The following is a 14,914-nucleotide window of genomic DNA, read 5'->3' on the forward strand; positions in this document are numbered from 1 at the left end:
CCAGAGGCTTCCGCAACCGCGACAACTACCGGCTACGCATGCTCCTCGCCGCCGGCGGACTCACACCATGACCCCCACCGAATGTCCGAAGAGCCCGTATGAGGTTGAGCCGTCAGGTCGCCTGAGGCTTCGGCGGCGTCCGCGGCGTCTTCGGCGCCGGTGTGGCGTCGAAGATGGCGGCGATGGCGTCGCGTTTGCCTGCTGCTTCGCGTTCGATCTCGTCACGGACATCCTTCGCGCGGCGTTGGATGTGCGGATCTGTTCGGGCCTTGTCGATCCAGGCTTCGATGGCGAGGCGGACTTCGTCGGTGACGGTCCGGTCGTTGAGCTGGGCGATGATGTCCAGCTGGGTGCGGGTGGACTCGTTGAGTCTGACCGCGAGGGGTTTGATCGGGCCGTAGCCGAGTCCGTTGGCGGACGCGGCCGAGGCGGGCGGGGTGGTGGTGTCGGACTCGCTCATGGGCGGGTCACCTTCCTTGACGGGTGCGGCCCGAGAACTCGAATGGTTCTCTCCAAGACCGCATACCGGCAACGAAGCTGTGGAGCGGGTGCCAGGACTGAACTGCAACACCCGCTGTCACCAGTGAACGATGTAACGTGCTCCGCGCCAACCGTCCGGTCGAACGAGTGACCCAGTGGGACCGAGCCAGCGAAAGCAAACGAGCACCGTGCCCCCACAGGGTTGGGGACACGGTGCTGTCGTTGATGCATTCTGAGCAAATCAGAGGTGCCGTCGGCACCGTGCTCTGCTCACGCGACCGGCCCGATTGGGCCTGCGTCAGTCGAGCCTCAGATGATTCTGTGCCCGCGGGGACGAGAGACGAAGAACTGCCGTTGTCTCCTCGTGCTCGATGGGCCACAGATGAACCACGTAGCTCTCAGCCAACTCGCTTTCGTCCGCAACGCCCTCACGGCCTCTGCCTGCCACCTGTATCCCGAAAGTGCCAGCGCGCACGAGGGCGAGTTCGCTGATGTCGCCAAGCCCGCCGACTGGGACGACATAGATGCGGTCAGCGCTGAGTGTGATTGAGGTGCGAACCACATCTTGCCACTCCTCCGACATGTCGGCCGGGGGTTCTAGGACGGCGTAGAGGGTGATGGGCACGAGACCTGTGTGGACTGCGGTGTCGATGAAGATGCCGTTGCCCTGCGGTGCACGCTCGAAAAGGCCGGCCTCGAGCGGCCCGCGCTCGTCGCTCCATTCCTCGTCGCCTACCCAGAAGGAATGGTACGAGGAGCCGACCTCTGCTTCTACGAGATCTCGATCTAGCGTCATGAGACGCGCACCTTGAACACGTCACCTTCGAGGATTCGAGCCTGGCGATAGAACGAATTGAGCAGATCCCCCGCCTTTTTATTGTCGTCCTTGGGGATGAGGCAGACGCTGACGCCCGCAGGACCGGTCTTAGTCACCGGGTTCCATCGGCATCCTTGGAAGATGCGGCGATCCTTGCTTCCGCCCTGCTGCGTTGAAGCAAACGGGTACTCGTCGCATTCGTAGTTCTCCTCGCGGGGCAGCGAGACAATGAACGCACACGAGCTTTGACGGTTCTTGACCGCTTGCGTCGGAGACGTGCGGCTCAGCGTGTTGGGGAGTCCTGACGCGAGCGCCTTAGCAATATGTTGGCCCGCGGCGGCCGTCACACCAGACGATGGAATGCGGACCGTTGAGATGTACTGCGGGTAGACACACCCTTGCCCGAGACCACTGATTGCGTTGTTGTCGCATCGCGGCTTTAGCGCCAGTCCCTGGATTTTGACGGGGTTGGATCCCGGAATTGTTAGCGTGAAGACCCAGTTCTCGGAGAGAGGTCGGGGGGTTGCGCTGGGTCCGAAGGTGAACTTGCTCGACCCCTGAGCCTTTTTCCATGATCCATTTAGGGACGTAGCGAAACTCGCGGGACCGTTCGTGCAGCCCGCCGTGTTGCAGCCGTAGACACCATTAGCTGAGATGGTGCGTCCAGCCGCATAACCCGTGGCGTTGGTGGCGCGAAGCCAGGTGTAGTTCGTCGCTTCCATGACGAGGCTTTTCTGGGTCACGGTGTGCGTAGCGACCTCAAGGAGAAAATTCCCGACTACTTGGCCCGTGCTGTTCGACACCACGTAGACGATGTGGCTGTTAGCGATGCACGCTTCGGCCCGGCTCACATACTTGACTTCCCACTGCATCTTGAGACACGGAGATGTCGTGGGCGGCGCCTCTGCCACGAGTGCTTCAACTGCTGTCGACGCATCTACCTCGTCATCTGCGATGTCATCGCCAGACTCCGCAGTTGCTTCGGATCGAGCCGCGTCCGCAGAGCTACGTAGCCCCTCGACATTGTTTTGTGCAGCGCACTCCTTTAGAGCACCGACGGCATCCTCGCCAAGACCAATGACGCAGGTACCCGCCTCATCGAGGAGCTCCTCGCTGATCTCTGAGGTGGGCTTCTCGGTCACCTGAGAATCAAGTTCAACCCCAGCTGAATCCAGTTCATCCTTCTGCTCGGCCGTCAGATCTGCTTCGTCGCCGTCCCAGTACGAGATCAGGACTGGACTGGTCGTGAACTCGGGTGTCAACGCCGGATCGATGGGCTGGACCGCCGCCTGTTCATCGACAGCGGAGGCTGCTGATGCATTCGCCGCAGATGGCGGGATAAGGGTGAGCGCCCCCAGGGAGACGACGCACGCCGACAGGGAAGCCAGCACCACCTGTCGTCTCGCGATACCTAAAATCATTTAATCACTTTCATCTGATGAGCCACTTGAACTCGTTTGACAACTAACACTAGAAACCTGGCTGCTCTACGCAGAGCAGCGAGGAACGTATGACGCAACTGTGTGCCACGCCTCACGCAGAGGATTGGGGCAGACGCGAGCTCGCGTATCGGGATATGCACGCGGATTAAGTCGGGAACTGGGAGGAGAGGGACTTTGGCACCATGACAGGCACCTTGATATCAAATTTCGAATACCAACTCAACGTCACCTTTGGTTACCGTAATGAGGCCCGTTTCTGAAGTCCATGTGGTCGTTCCGGAAAAGAACTCCGTCAACCAGGATTCGGATGCCGTCTCTTCTTGACTGCACAACTTCAACCCGGCAGCAACTTCGCTAGAAATAAAAATCTGACCATCTGCGTCGCCGGTAATACTCACGGTATTGCAGCCGGTGTCGATAACAAGCGAGTGTCCTTCAGTCCTCAGCGTGACCGGTTGCGAGGGGCTCCCCAGTTTCGGAGCCGTTTCGGGCACCTTCTCCAGGGAGTAAGTTCGACACGCTTCGACATTTGGGATCAGTTCCGCACATTTATCTTCACTGGATTGACCTCCATTTGCGCAGGAAGAAAGGAGGCTGACTGACGAGACGAGTGCGAGTGCAGCCGCCGCGACACGATGGCGGGGCCATCTTCTCGACATTTGGTTCCAATCGTGCGTTGATGCGCCCCACCTGTCGTGAGGTGGGACGCATCGACCGGTGCTACTGCTGAGGTCCGGTCAGCAGAGAGAGCCCAGGCAGCCCACCGTGCTTTATGACTGTGTTAACGCTTGTGAACAGAACTCGTCGAGCGCACTTGTCACTCGGGTAACGGCTGTTCGAGCAATTGGGTTGAGTCTCGCCCATACTTCTGACGCCAGCTTGGATGATTCCAACCGCACCCACGCTCTGCGAGAAGCTTCCGCCGTACGGCATGAAGACGGGACCGCCACTGTCTCCGCCTGTAGCGGCCATTTGCCCAGAAGTCTGCTGGGTGCCTTCGATTGTAGACAGACGCCCGTAGCCGTCATCCCACCAGTAACGCATGTTCGTAATTTTGACGTTGCAATGCACTCCCGAATTAGCGCCGCTCGTGCAAACAAGGTCGTTCAAACCGACATCGTATGCGTTATACACGTTCTTCGAGAAGCCCTGCGTGTTGTACCATTCATTGTCAAAAGTGCGATTCCCGCCGGTTCCCGAAAGGACCGTCATTCCACCGTCAGTTGACGTCACGAGGTGCGAGCCATAGTTGGCATTGTTATTTGGAGAGCGCCAGGTTCCAGACGGGGCGACACAATGACGTGCTGTCGTAGTGCGCGCAGTTCCACCATATTTCATCCCGAATGCCGAGGAGCAAATCATCCCCTTATCGGTGTCGCCGTTCGGATCCTTGGAAATCATCATTCCACCGGCGAAGAATGGGGCACTTGCGGCCCCGCGTGTTCCGTTCAAGGTCTCAACGCTACTAACTTCCTGCACGTCGATCGGAGTATCAACGAGGCTGGCGGCAAGGTCTTCCACGGAAGCCGACAGCGACTGCGTTGCCCGTCCTGCTGCTTGCGTGTCATCGACGAAGTTGCCGACCACTGTAACTGCTTCCGACTCAGCTGAGACTGCTGCCACTGCTTCGATCTGGAAACCTTGCTCAAGGAACTGGGGCGCTGCGTCTAGAAGCGCCATCGCTGCAGCGTCAATCTCTGGGAGAGAATGCTCGCGCTGCTCAACAGTCGCTGTGATTCCAAGTTCCTGCGCGTGTTCGAGAGCCTCGGTCTGCAAAGAATCGGACCCGTGCCACAGAAGGATTGTGGACAACGAAGCGGCGTCGTTCACCGACGCAATGTAGCCGCGCTCGGCATTACCGGGCTGGTCGAGGAGCCACGAGGTGAACTCTCCGAGCTTCTGCTGGTTCTGCAGATACTCCGAGCCAACCTCAGACGTGAAGGCGGACACGGAACTAGCCGCAGCGACGCCCCCCTCGGTGGAACCGGCCGCGTAAGCCGAATTCGTGGTGGCACCAACAGCGAGGATCGTCAAGGCCCCAACCGCAAGGCCCTTGACGAATTTTCGGTGATTCATATAATTTCCTGTTCCATTTCGCATCTCGCTGACAGCTTAGGGTGGGACGGCCAACAGGCGCTGTCCCCCTTTCGGTGGACCTTCGTTCCAGCGGCCAGTGGTCCCACGCCCGCACGACGACGACGATTGGAGCCGCCCGCTGAGCCGGGCGAGCACGGTCTCGGCTGCTCGAGAGGCGCGCTCGTCGATGAAAACCCGCCAGCTTCAGCCGCGTCAGACATGCACCCGCAGGCCGCTGACTCGCCAGTGTGGCTTTGGCGGATCCCGCCGCAACGAGCGGCCGTAGCGCCGATCAGCCGCATACCGCCTACGTCGCGATCTCGAGGGCGGCCGAGATAGCTGCGTGGAGTCGCTGTGCGCTGTCCAAGGTGACGGCGAAGAATCGGCGCCCGTCCTCGAGCGGCCCGACGTAGAGGTATGTGGCCTGAGCGTCCCGTTCGATCGCGACGACGAAATCCTCGGCGAAGAGCGGTGCCGCGTCACCGCCGAGGGGTGCGCGGCGTCGTTCAGTCACGCTCACGACAATGCCCTCGCTCCGGTGCCAGCGCGGCGGCGCGGGCTCCTGGGCGTCTTCGTGGCCCGCGCACCACACGGGGCACTCGGGAGAGGCGTCCGGGGCAGCGAGGGTCATGTGTGGCCTTTCTGTTCCGGGGAGAGATGGGCTCAGGGCTCCCTGGGATGGGTGCGGTGGTGATCAGGTTTACCCGCGCTGAGCAGCGGGTGTCGAGATGTCTGACGACACGGGACTGGTGCGCGTCGAGCTTTCGGGTTCCGTCATCTTCCGGGAAAATCGAGCCTCTCGGTCAGGTTGGGACAAGGTGAGACACCGGTGAGCGATAGCCCGAACCCTCTGGCGTCGATTCCGTCGACGTGGGCTCAGTTCGGCGCGGGGTTACGGCAGCTTCGAACGATCAGCCTGCGGGCGATAGAGCACCAGCAGCACGTGAGTCCGGCGGGCATCGTCCTGTCCCGTTCGCAGCTTCAGCGGTACGAGGCCGGAACGTCTCGGCCCAAGCTTGCCTTCGCGGACCATCTGGACGAGTTGTACGGTGCGGGCGGCTGGGTGTCCCTGGCGGTGCGTTCGCTCTATGGGGCGATCTGGGATCCGTGGCACGAGGCGCACGGTGTCGCCCGAACCCACCACGCACACAAGTGGCCGGCGCGATACGACGGCCTCGTCTGGATCGCCGTCAGGCCACTTCCGGAACATGTGGGCCACGACCACGGCCTGACGCTCTTTTGGGGACCGTGGCAACTTGAGCTCGCGCTGAGCCTTCCGGTCTCTGGTGCCGTGCTTGTGACGGGCAAAGCCGAAGACCCGTCGGGTGGAGCGGTGACGCTCAACCTGGACTGTGCCGTACCGGTGTTCTCCCTGCGCGGGGCGGGGCCTGCACCGGCCGGGACGAAGGTCGTCGACATTCGTCGGCGGTGGCGGCATATGAACATCGAGCCGCGCGAGGGTCGACCTCGATTACGAGAACTCGGTCGCGGCCCTCGACAGATCGAGTCGGCGCTCACTCGCGCCCGACGACGGAGACGGCGGACGGCCACCTAAGCCGTCGATTGGGGCGCGCGGGCATTCGTTCCGTGGATACCCGCAGTTCGAAGAAGCCGCCGCTGTCACGTCAGAAGAGGCTCACCTGGACGGGTGAGCCTCTTCTGAATGGTGGGTTGTATCGGCGCTGCGGCCTAAGCGTTCGCGCCTTTGTACGCGTCGACGATGGTCGCGGGCACCCGGCCGCGGTCACTCACGGTGTGACCGTTCTCTCGAGCCCACTGCCGGACCGCTGCAAGATCCACGTCGCTCCTGGCCCGTGTCGTGCGGCGCCCTGCGCGCGGAGCGGCGGCGGATCCGGCGGGGCGGGCGGCATTCACGAACTGGGCGAGTGCCGTGTAGAACTTGTCGGCGTTTTCTTCGGAGAGGTCGATCTCGTATGCACGTCCCTCGACGGAGAAGGTGATCTGCTTGACTTTTCCGGTCTCGAGGACGGTGCCGTCGAGATCGTCGACCATTTGAGTAACGCGTCGAATTGCCATGTAGGAAACGCTATACCGCTATGACCTACATCGTTAGTTGCACACGCGTTAATCCATCCCGATCGGGTATCAGTTCTTTCGTTTGGGAGCGAAACTGACACATTGCGTGCTTCCTGTCGGTACGCAGTCGGTGTGTAGAGAAGGACGACGCCCCCACCTCGGATCAGAAGTGGGGCGTCCTGGTGCGCGGTGCTTACGAGCGCCTGCGTGCGGCACGAGACATACGCGCTCCCGTCCCGGTGAACGGGAGCATTGCGGTGCCAGCCCCACTCCCCATGGGGCGCTGAAAACCTGGCAGAACGAAAAGCCAGCCCTTCCCTTAGGAAGGGCTGGCTTCCGCGCGGGAAAGAGCATCAGACCTGCTGTCGACGCGTTCGACGGGCGATGATGAGGGCGGTGATGCCACCGAGGATCAGGATGCTCGCTCCGACCCCGGTAGCCGCGGTACTGGTGGCGTCGAAGCCGGTGATTGCTAGACCGTCGCTGACGGTAAGTGCCGCGTACGCGGAACCGCTTGTCGCGCCGCGTACCTCGACATTGTGTGCACCGACTGTCGTCGCGGAGGGGATGGTCACGGTCTTTGAGATCGTGCCTTCTGCGCTGGCCGCAGTCGACAGCAGCTTGACCGGCGTGGAATGCAGCCAGATTTCGACGGACTCGCCGGGCGCGAGGCCAGCTGCGTTGACCGTGACCTGATTCCCCCGCACGACCGTACTCGGCGAGAGCGAGATAGCGATCGGCGTCGAGGTAGCGGTGGGTGAGGGGGAAGGGGCGTCAGTCGGCTGCGGTGTCGGTGTTGCTGTTGGGGTGGCCGTGGGCTCAGGTGTCGGGGTCGGCGTAGGCGTCGGGGTGGGAGTGGGGTCGACCTTCTCGGGCACGGTGAAGGTATACGGCTCGATGATGTCTTTGGTGCCGAAGCAGTCGCAGTGCTGGACGAACGAGCTGGTGATGTGGCGCGTGTAGGTGCCGGGGGCGAGGGTGATGGTGTCCGTGAAGATTCCGGGGCCGTCGACGTTCGTCCACTGCGAACCGCTCGGCGGGTGGAACCACGTGCGGTTACCGGCTTCGTCATCGACGTAGGACTCCAGGAGCGCGCTGGCTCCCGTTTGTTCCACGTTGGGCCGGAGGTCGTATCCAAGGGTGAGGGTGACGTCGCCGTTGTCGTTCACGGTCTGCTCGGGACCGCTCGTGATCATGACGAACGTGTCGCCGTAAGGTACGGCGATGACTGTGAAAGCCCCTTCATAGAGGGGCCGGACGTCGGAGCAGTCCACGCCACATTCAAACGAACCCTCAATCTTCAAGGGGTACGTTCCGGCGGGCAGGGACACTGTTTCGGAGAAGGTGCCGTCCTTAGCGAAGTGGACGTCCCAGGACTTCAGGGGCGGGCCGTCAGTCGTGGGGATCTGAACGAACAGGTTGGTCTCGTCCACGCCCGGCGTGATCTCGTAGTCGAAGCTGATCGTGGCCGTCAGTGGCGTGTCGATGTCGACTCCCACGTGGGAGATCGACGACCACGGGGTTCCGTTCGGTAGTCGAGCCTGGTCAGGCGACGCAGCCTCCACGGCTGTCGGGCTGGAAGTGGTCGACGCCTGAGCGGCTCCTCCTAGGCCGAGAACAATTAGCCCGGAAGTGATGAGGACGGCGGCCACAGCGTGGCCTGCCCGTCTGGCATGGCGAGTGAGTGCGGGTCGGGTCAAGGCGGTGCTCCCAGGGTGTGAGTGAGCGCCGGACGGGCTGGCCGGCGAACGCCTGTCCAGGACGGCAGGCAGGGTACGTCCGGAGATTACCAATTTCTATTGGTTACAGCCAACTCTTCTTGGTTTCAGGGTTGAGTAGTGAGTACCAACCCCGCGAGCACGCCCGAATGGGCCGATTTCGCGCGGGAGCTCGGGATGAACCTGCGGCGGCGACGTGACGCGCTCGGGCTGACGCAGGAGGCTGTGGCCGAGCGGGCGGGGATCTCGCTGTACGCGTATCAGCAGTATGAGCGGGGAGCAGTGACCAAGGGTGGCACGGCAACCAACCCCAGGCTTGCCACTGTGCTCGTTCTCTGCGAGGTGCTCGGAGTGGCTGTGCACAATCTTCTTCCGCCCGTTCCTGAGCTGCGAGTCAACGTGTAGCCGGTTCGCTGGACGACAGTCGGATTGTCGTGGAGGCTACCAATAGACCCAGCGCTCCCTGTGTCACGGTGTCTGGGGTCAAGCAAGCGAGTACAGGAATCGGTAAAACCCATGGATCCACGCGACCTTCTTGGCGAGCTGCTTCGCTTGAGAAAGGGACGCGGGATGACCGCGGCACGACTTCAACGTGAGGCGCTCGTGAAGCAGCTGCTTCAGCAAGAGTCGTCCGATTCGTTTGAGCGGATGCGGTTTCGATTTGTTTCAGCAATCCACTCTCTCGAGAACATCGAGGCCGGCCTCTTGCTTGACATCTACGGCTTGAGCGACGAGACACGAGATCTAGAAACCCTTGCGGACCGGCGCGTCGTCTATGGAAACCGGATCCGTCGCAAGCCGGACACCGTTGCAGATCTTGAGGAGGCGGCCGTTCGCCGGCTGATGGAAAAACTTCTTCGAGGAACCTATCGACAGTCTCCGGTAACCCTCGATGTGCCCGATATGCACAACGGGCTCATTTGCGACACCATCAGCGCGGAGTTCGTCGTTGAAGACCGCCTATGGAAACGAACGACCGAGCGGTGGCGGTTCGTTGCCACATTCGATGAGGCAGACCACCTGGACATAGATCGAAGCTATCCCGCGAATGTTCGAACCAGTCCCAGCGGCGCGTTCCGCGTCCACTCCGAGAGGCTCCGATCAGTAGGCCCCGAGATCATCACCAGGGACAAGTTTTGGCACTTTGGCACTGAAGCCGAGCCGGTGCCGATGAAGCGCGGTAATCCTTACGAACTCCTCTTCGAACTCACCCCTGACGATCACCCTGTTCAATCCCGGCCACTGCTGCTGGCAACCCGTGCCTACCATCACCGGTCTTTGCTCTCGACCTTTAGTGTGACCTTCCTCGGCGAAACGCCCGCCGACGTCTGGCGGATCAAAGAAGTCACCCACTTCGCGCTCGGCCGCGTGCCAGGCGTTTCCGTCGAACCTTCGGGCCCCGGTAGGTACGAATTCTCGATGCGTGACACGCATGGCGGACTTCACAATGGTTTCGGATGGTCATGGGGCGGGGCATGATGGCACTAGGTGGTGCCCCGGCCCTTGGTGCGGCTTCCATCTTTTTTCCAGTTTGATCCGCGTCTGTGGGCTGGTTCCTAGCGTCGAGCTACTCGATGAAAGGACCAGTTCATGGCCACCCGAAACAAGAAGGTTCGCAACGAGGAGATCACTCCGCCGGTCCGTGCAGACGTGTTCAAGGGACACGCCTCGTGCCGGTTCGCACTGATCTCCCTCGGGTGCGGCCTCAAATCCAACCCCGTCTACTCGTCGTACCTTGATCTGCGAACCGGCGTTTACACCGTCCAGACCGGAATGCTCGACCAGGCCGCACTCCCATACGGTGTGGACCTTGACGACGACGACGACCGTTCCGTTGCGTTTGTCGTGGTGGAGAACCGAGCCGCACAGCCGGTCGCGGTGGCGTGCGTGCGCGTCATTGAGCGGATCGGGAACGACAACCGCCCGTTGCCCGTCGATTCGCTCTACGGCCTGGAGCTCGGCACCGAAGGTGTCGAAGTCTCCCGCTACATCGGACGGCTCGACGAATCGGCTAGCCAAGCGCTCGCGCTCCGTGAACTGCTGCGTTCGGTGATCGCGCACATCCGCCAGATCGGCGCTGACGACAAAGTGTTTGCCATCGTCGAGCGTCCGCTCGAACGCGTGCTGCGCGTCATGGGTATCGGAGTTTCGCGCATCTCCGAGCCTGTCTGGCTCGACGAGTACCAGGGGGTCAACGTGGCGATCAAGCTCGACCCCATCGTGTCGGCGGCGAACCTCGGCGGCCTCGCCGAAATCGACGCCCTGGACGTCTCAGAGGGTGCTATCCGCTTCTGGGGGAAGGTCGAGGCATGAGCGCCCACGACATGACCCCGTCGGACGCGGTTCCTCTCGAGTTTCGCCGCAACCTCGGGTTCTGGCGGCGCAGCGAGCAGCAGCTCCTGCAGAACTCGACCATTGCCATCGCAGGTGCCGGCGGCGACGGCTTTGACCTCGCCATGGCCCTGGTCATGATGACGGGCGCGAAGGAGGTACGGCTCGCGGACCCTGAAACCTTCGTTCCGGAAAACTCCAACCGCGTCGCCTGGGCCACCGTCGACACGTACGGGCGACCGAAAGTTGAAGCGCTCCAGGAAGCCATCGCGAAGATCCGTCCGGAGACCCGCGTCGTCGCGTTCCCCGAGGGAATCACCGTCGACAACGCCGATGCATTTGTCGCCGGGGCCGACCTCGTCCTCGATGAAACCGAACTGCACTACCTTCACGTCGGTACCGCGTTGGCGCGAGCCGCTCGTCGTCACGGGGTACCGAATCTCCTCGTCATGAACATCGGGTTCGGCGCGATCGCGACGTCCTTCGCGCCGGGAAGTCGATACACCTTCGAGCGGATGATGGGGCTCCCGCCCAACATCACGCTCGACGAAGCCGCGACGAGAACGGCCGACTTGAGTCGGTGCGTCCCGTATGTGCCTGCTTACGGGGATTTGGCGACGTTTCAGGCAGCACTTGCCGGCGCACCGTTGCCCTCCGTCGTGCAGGGGGTGAAAGCCGCGGTGAGTCTCGGAGCGACGGAAGCACTCCTCCATCTCACCCGAGGCGACCGTAACCATCGTCGATCGCCCGTCTTTGCGCCGCGGTGGGCGTACACCGACCCCATGGCATTGGCTTCGGGGCGTATTCGATTCGCTCGCACGCGTCACTGGGCGGGGGCAGCTGTACTGACTGGCCGGTCACTTCTCGGGCGGAACCCGAAGGCGTCCTACGCCCAAGAAACCCCGCTGTAGTCCTGTAGGCCGACGCCAGCCGAATCACATTCGGGCGCACCGGGAGTCAAATGTCTCATTCTCGGTGCGCCTGAAGGTCGACAAGTCCTTCGAGGATTCCCCAGAAGCCGATGGCGGCCGGATGCCATTCGACCGGCTCTCCGTCGATGCCCGGCTTCATGATGATGGTGTCCGCCAGATCCGGGTTGACGAGGCGGCGTTGGGCGAGGCCCTCTACGACGGCTGCGCCAAGACCAGCCAGGAGCTCAGCTGACGCACCTTCATGAAAGCCGAACCCAAGTCTTTGCAATGCCCCACCGTAGAACTCGGCCGTCCGCGCGATGAACCGTCGCTCGGTCTCCTGCAGCGTGGCGGCGAGTCGTTCTCGGTCATTGCTGTAGGCCAGGCTACTAGCCGACGCAATGAGTGTGACGTGGGACCGCCAAGCCACCGATGCGCTGAAGTGATCAAAGTTGGCGCGAGTCGCCACACGCACCGCCTCACGGAGCACAGCGACTCGACCTTCCTGCGTACCCAACAGATGTTGATACGCCGCGATGACGCCGAAGGCTGCGTCTTGCGTGCCCGGGTAGAACATCGCGTCGTGCGATTCAGACGACGTCGCGAGCTCGACCAGCAGATCTGAGTAGAAGCTCTCCTTGGCGGACCACAGCCGATAGAACGAACTTCGCGGCACCCCCGCGGTGCGGATCAACTCCTCCAACGGCAGATGCTCAAGGCTGACCGTCAGACCGGTCTTGCCGAGCTCTGAGATGGCGGTCTGCATAACCTTCGAGCGCACCTCGTCGCTACTAAGGCGCGCGGGCCGACTCGGTAGGCCCCACGTCGGTTCATCGTCAAGATGCGGCATCGACTGAGACAACTCCTCTGAGAGCGGGCGGAACACAACGAGCGTATGTCACTCGAATCAACACGGTCCTGAGGCAAGTGACGCGCGGCTCTCGAGATGGCCGGAAAACGGGACATGCAACTTGCGACACCATGTCCCAAACGGATACGTTTACGTCTGATCATCGGAAGTGTTCCGAAACCGGGACCCACTTCTACTGTCGCGACAGGCTCTGGGGTGACGTCGGGATCGAATCGAAAGGGAAAGTATGAAGCACGAGGAAAGCGTCTACCGTTCTCGGTTGGACGTTGGGGCGCTCAAGCAGATCGTGCGCGGGGCGGTTGGTAACGCGGAGATCAGCCCGGTGCAATTTGATGCACTCGATGATCCTCCGGACCTCGCCGTGCTCGTAGAGAAGGGCAGCCTCCTCGGAGGCTCCTCGGCCATCCAGATTCACGTAAACGACGAAGGCGACCACCGCCTGGTGTCTGTCGTCGCTCTCGGCAACTCGGGATTTGAGCGTGCGTGGAGTGGGGCGCGCAACACCGTGAGCCTGGGTGGTTCTAAGAAGCTTGCCGCTGTGGTGGCGCTCGCAATTCAGCAACGCGACACGACGCTGCAACAAGTTGGCTGAATTTGGACTTGCGCCTGAGTTCGTGTCTCCAATGAACGCGGGCACAGGCGCCCTAACTGACAACCGTCGTTGGAGAAGGAATCGCAATCGATGCCTGCAATCGGGATAGACCTCGGCACGACTTACTCTGCGGTAGCCGTCCTGCGCGATTCAGGCGAGGCAGAGATTTTGACGAACCGTGATGGTGAAGACATCACCCCTTCGGTCGTGCTGTTCCAAGCGTTCAACAACTCTGACGAGCCACTGGTCGGCACCATGGCGAAGCACTCGGCGGCGAGCGCCCCCGACGACGTGGTTCAGTTCGTCAAGCGGCAGATGGGTGACCCCGACTGGCGGTTTACGTCGACAAGCGGCAGCAGCTACTCCGCTGAGGAGATCTCAGCCATTGTCCTCAGGCGGCTGAAGGAGGATGCCGAGCTTGCGCTCGGCGCGCCTGTAACGGATGCCGTCATCACGGTGCCCGCCTATTTCGATGACGCTCGCCGCACAGCGACCAAGCATGCCGGAGCCATAGCAGGGCTGAATGTCCTGCGAGTGCTGAACGAGCCCACCGCCGCGGCGCTCTCTTTCGGCGTCGACACGTCGGCGCAGGGACTTGTGCTCGTTTATGACCTCGGTGGTGGCACGTTTGATGTGACTTTGATGCGCATTACAGACGTTGGTTTCGACGTGCTGGGCACCAATGGTGATCGGATGCTTGGCGGTTTCGATTTCGACAACAAGCTCATCGAGTACATTGCCGAGAAGGTCGAGGCGCAAGGCGGGCCGAGCGACCTGCTCGACGATCTGGCGCAAGTTGCGTCCCTTCGCGAGAAGGCCGAGATGGCGAAGCGGAGCCTCACGACCGTCGCCACGACGACGGTGCACGTCTCCGCTGGCGGCGGCCAGTATCGGATCCCTGTCCAACGCGCGGAGTTCGAGCGCATCACCAAGGACCTGGTGAACCGCACGAAGGACTTGACCGAGTTCGTGTTAAGCGAAGCCGGAGTGACATGGGCGAGCATCGACCACCTGCTACTTGTCGGCGGTTCGACTCGGATGCCGATGGTGCGGGAACTTATTGAGCGCCTCGCCGGGAAATCTGCCGACCGTTCCGTACGCCCCGACGAGGCCGTCGCTTTGGGAGCGGCGATCCAGGCAGCGATGGAGCAATCTACTACCGCTGGTCCGGGCCTCGCCATCTTCGATGGCAAGGCCCCGATCATCTCCGACGTGACTTCACAAGGTCTTGGCGTGATCTTCCTCGACAGTGAGACGAACCGTGATGTAAATGAGGTCATCATTCCGCGCAACACGAAGATCCCTGCCAAGTTCAGCACTTCGGGGTCGACCGTGCAGGACAACCAGAAGACGGTGCTCGTGCAGGTCACACAGGGCGATGACACCCACCCGGATTATGTCGTCGAGATCGGCTCCAAGGAGATTCCCCTTCCGCCCTACCCAAAGGGGGCTCCACTCGGCATCACCTATGCCTACGACATCGACCAGACCGTGTTCGTCGAGGTCACTGACCTGACGACGAGCCAGTCCCTCGGGACCTTCGAGGTTGACCGCCTCGCGAATCTCACAGACGAGCAGCTCAAAGCTGCTACCACCAAGGTCTCCTCGCTCTCCGTTCAGTGATGTCAGACGATTTCAG

Annotated in this window: 16 protein-coding genes; 7 read left to right on the forward strand and 9 right to left on the reverse strand. The window is 61.8% G+C overall.

Features of this window, described 5'->3' with window-relative positions; all coding sequences use genetic code 11:
* Positions 1-112 precede the first annotated feature (112 nt).
* The 6 genes from AB0O24_RS18350 to AB0O24_RS18375 all read right to left on the reverse strand — a co-directional run bounded on the left by AB0O24_RS18350 (position 113) and on the right by AB0O24_RS18375 (position 5,446).
* On the reverse strand, positions 113-460 hold the full coding sequence (locus AB0O24_RS18350) for a hypothetical protein (RefSeq protein ID WP_363376871.1): 348 nt from the start codon (positions 458-460) through the stop codon (positions 113-115).
* A 318-nt stretch (positions 461-778) separates the two neighbouring features.
* Entirely contained in the window at positions 779-1,276 is a 498-nt protein-coding gene (locus tag AB0O24_RS18355; protein WP_363376873.1) for a hypothetical protein, read from the reverse strand.
* On the reverse strand, positions 1,273-2,718 hold the full coding sequence (locus AB0O24_RS18360; RefSeq protein ID WP_363376875.1) for a hypothetical protein: 1,446 nt from the start codon (positions 2,716-2,718) through the stop codon (positions 1,273-1,275). The genes AB0O24_RS18355 and AB0O24_RS18360 overlap by 4 nt, the downstream gene beginning before the upstream one ends.
* A gap of 221 nt (positions 2,719-2,939) precedes the next feature.
* Positions 2,940-3,398, reverse strand: a complete 459-nt coding sequence (locus AB0O24_RS18365; protein ID WP_363376876.1) for an META domain-containing protein — start codon at positions 3,396-3,398, stop codon at positions 2,940-2,942.
* 61 nt (positions 3,399-3,459) lie between these two features.
* The gene (locus tag AB0O24_RS18370; RefSeq protein ID WP_363376878.1) at positions 3,460-4,689 is read right to left on the reverse strand and encodes a hypothetical protein; all 1,230 of its coding nucleotides are present in this window, start codon (positions 4,687-4,689) and stop codon (positions 3,460-3,462) included.
* A gap of 433 nt (positions 4,690-5,122) precedes the next feature.
* On the reverse strand, positions 5,123-5,446 hold the full coding sequence (locus tag AB0O24_RS18375; RefSeq protein WP_363376879.1) for a hypothetical protein: 324 nt from the start codon (positions 5,444-5,446) through the stop codon (positions 5,123-5,125).
* A gap of 198 nt (positions 5,447-5,644) precedes the next feature.
* Between AB0O24_RS18375 and AB0O24_RS18380 the strand changes: the two genes are divergently transcribed.
* Positions 5,645-6,370, forward strand: coding sequence for a hypothetical protein (locus tag AB0O24_RS18380; RefSeq protein WP_363376881.1), 726 nt, complete (start codon positions 5,645-5,647; stop codon positions 6,368-6,370).
* Between the two features lie 134 nt (positions 6,371-6,504).
* Here AB0O24_RS18380 and AB0O24_RS18385 read toward each other — a convergent pair whose 3' ends face one another.
* Together AB0O24_RS18385 and AB0O24_RS18390 are read right to left on the reverse strand one after the other, a co-directional pair.
* Positions 6,505-6,852: an Lsr2 family protein gene (locus AB0O24_RS18385; RefSeq protein ID WP_363376883.1), complete on the reverse strand. Its 348-nt coding sequence runs from the start codon at positions 6,850-6,852 to the stop codon at positions 6,505-6,507.
* Positions 6,853-7,205: 353 nt separating this feature from the next.
* Positions 7,206-8,351 (reverse strand): hypothetical protein, encoded by a 1,146-nt coding sequence (locus AB0O24_RS18390; protein WP_363376886.1) that lies wholly within the window; start codon positions 8,349-8,351, stop codon positions 7,206-7,208.
* 339 nt (positions 8,352-8,690) lie between these two features.
* Here AB0O24_RS18390 and AB0O24_RS18395 point away from each other — a divergent pair, with 339 nt between their 5' ends.
* The 4 genes from AB0O24_RS18395 (at position 8,691) to AB0O24_RS18410 (ending at position 11,812) form a co-directional block, all read left to right on the forward strand.
* A complete protein-coding gene (locus AB0O24_RS18395) occupies positions 8,691-8,975 on the forward strand; it encodes a helix-turn-helix transcriptional regulator (RefSeq protein ID WP_363376888.1) in 285 nt (94 codons plus the stop codon).
* A 165-nt stretch (positions 8,976-9,140) separates the two neighbouring features.
* Positions 9,141-10,049 carry a hypothetical protein gene (locus AB0O24_RS18400; RefSeq protein WP_363376890.1) on the forward strand — a complete coding sequence of 303 codons (909 nt, stop codon included), beginning with the start codon at positions 9,141-9,143 and terminating at the stop codon, positions 10,047-10,049.
* Between the two features lie 111 nt (positions 10,050-10,160).
* Complete coding sequence (locus AB0O24_RS18405; RefSeq protein WP_363376892.1) at positions 10,161-10,883, forward strand: hypothetical protein; 723 nt, start codon at positions 10,161-10,163, stop codon at positions 10,881-10,883.
* Positions 10,880-11,812 carry a ThiF family adenylyltransferase gene (locus AB0O24_RS18410; RefSeq protein ID WP_363376894.1) on the forward strand — a complete coding sequence of 311 codons (933 nt, stop codon included), beginning with the start codon at positions 10,880-10,882 and terminating at the stop codon, positions 11,810-11,812. Before AB0O24_RS18405 ends, AB0O24_RS18410 begins: the two co-directional genes overlap by 4 nt.
* Before the next feature lie 55 nt (positions 11,813-11,867).
* On the opposite strand, the gene AB0O24_RS18415 is transcribed toward AB0O24_RS18410, so the two are convergent.
* Positions 11,868-12,578, reverse strand: coding sequence for a hypothetical protein (locus AB0O24_RS18415; RefSeq protein WP_363376896.1), 711 nt, complete (start codon positions 12,576-12,578; stop codon positions 11,868-11,870).
* Positions 12,579-12,909: 331 nt separating this feature from the next.
* Here AB0O24_RS18415 and AB0O24_RS18420 point away from each other — a divergent pair, with 331 nt between their 5' ends.
* Positions 12,910-13,275 carry a hypothetical protein gene (locus AB0O24_RS18420; RefSeq protein WP_363376898.1) on the forward strand — a complete coding sequence of 122 codons (366 nt, stop codon included), beginning with the start codon at positions 12,910-12,912 and terminating at the stop codon, positions 13,273-13,275.
* Between the two features lie 90 nt (positions 13,276-13,365).
* Entirely contained in the window at positions 13,366-14,898 is a 1,533-nt protein-coding gene (locus AB0O24_RS18425) for an Hsp70 family protein (protein ID WP_363376900.1), read from the forward strand.
* Positions 14,899-14,914 lie beyond the last annotated feature (16 nt).

This window comes from Microbacterium sp. NPDC086615 (assembly GCF_040686055.1).
In the GTDB taxonomy this organism is placed as follows: Bacteria; Actinomycetota; Actinomycetes; order Actinomycetales; family Microbacteriaceae; genus Microbacterium.

Bases quoted from the DNA above. Each gene is read 5' to 3' on its own strand.
- AB0O24_RS18420 (WP_363376898.1), top strand. From the start codon at position 12,910: ATGAAGCACGAGGAAAGCGTCTACCGTTCTCGGTTGGACGTTGGGGCG.
- AB0O24_RS18350 (WP_363376871.1), bottom strand. From the start codon at position 460: ATGAGCGAGTCCGACACCACCACCCCGCCCGCCTCGGCCGCGTCCGCC.
- AB0O24_RS18385 (WP_363376883.1), bottom strand. From the start codon at position 6,852: ATGGCAATTCGACGCGTTACTCAAATGGTCGACGATCTCGACGGCACC.
- AB0O24_RS18410 (WP_363376894.1), top strand. From the start codon at position 10,880: ATGAGCGCCCACGACATGACCCCGTCGGACGCGGTTCCTCTCGAGTTT.
- AB0O24_RS18415 (WP_363376896.1), bottom strand. From the start codon at position 12,578: ATGCAGACCGCCATCTCAGAGCTCGGCAAGACCGGTCTGACGGTCAGC.
- AB0O24_RS18360 (WP_363376875.1), bottom strand. From the start codon at position 2,718: ATGATTTTAGGTATCGCGAGACGACAGGTGGTGCTGGCTTCCCTGTCG.
- AB0O24_RS18405 (WP_363376892.1), top strand. From the start codon at position 10,161: ATGGCCACCCGAAACAAGAAGGTTCGCAACGAGGAGATCACTCCGCCG.
- AB0O24_RS18375 (WP_363376879.1), bottom strand. From the start codon at position 5,446: ATGACCCTCGCTGCCCCGGACGCCTCTCCCGAGTGCCCCGTGTGGTGC.
- AB0O24_RS18400 (WP_363376890.1), top strand. From the start codon at position 9,141: ATGACCGCGGCACGACTTCAACGTGAGGCGCTCGTGAAGCAGCTGCTT.
- AB0O24_RS18355 (WP_363376873.1), bottom strand. From the start codon at position 1,276: ATGACGCTAGATCGAGATCTCGTAGAAGCAGAGGTCGGCTCCTCGTAC.
- AB0O24_RS18425 (WP_363376900.1), top strand. From the start codon at position 13,366: ATGCCTGCAATCGGGATAGACCTCGGCACGACTTACTCTGCGGTAGCC.
- AB0O24_RS18365 (WP_363376876.1), bottom strand. From the start codon at position 3,398: ATGTCGAGAAGATGGCCCCGCCATCGTGTCGCGGCGGCTGCACTCGCA.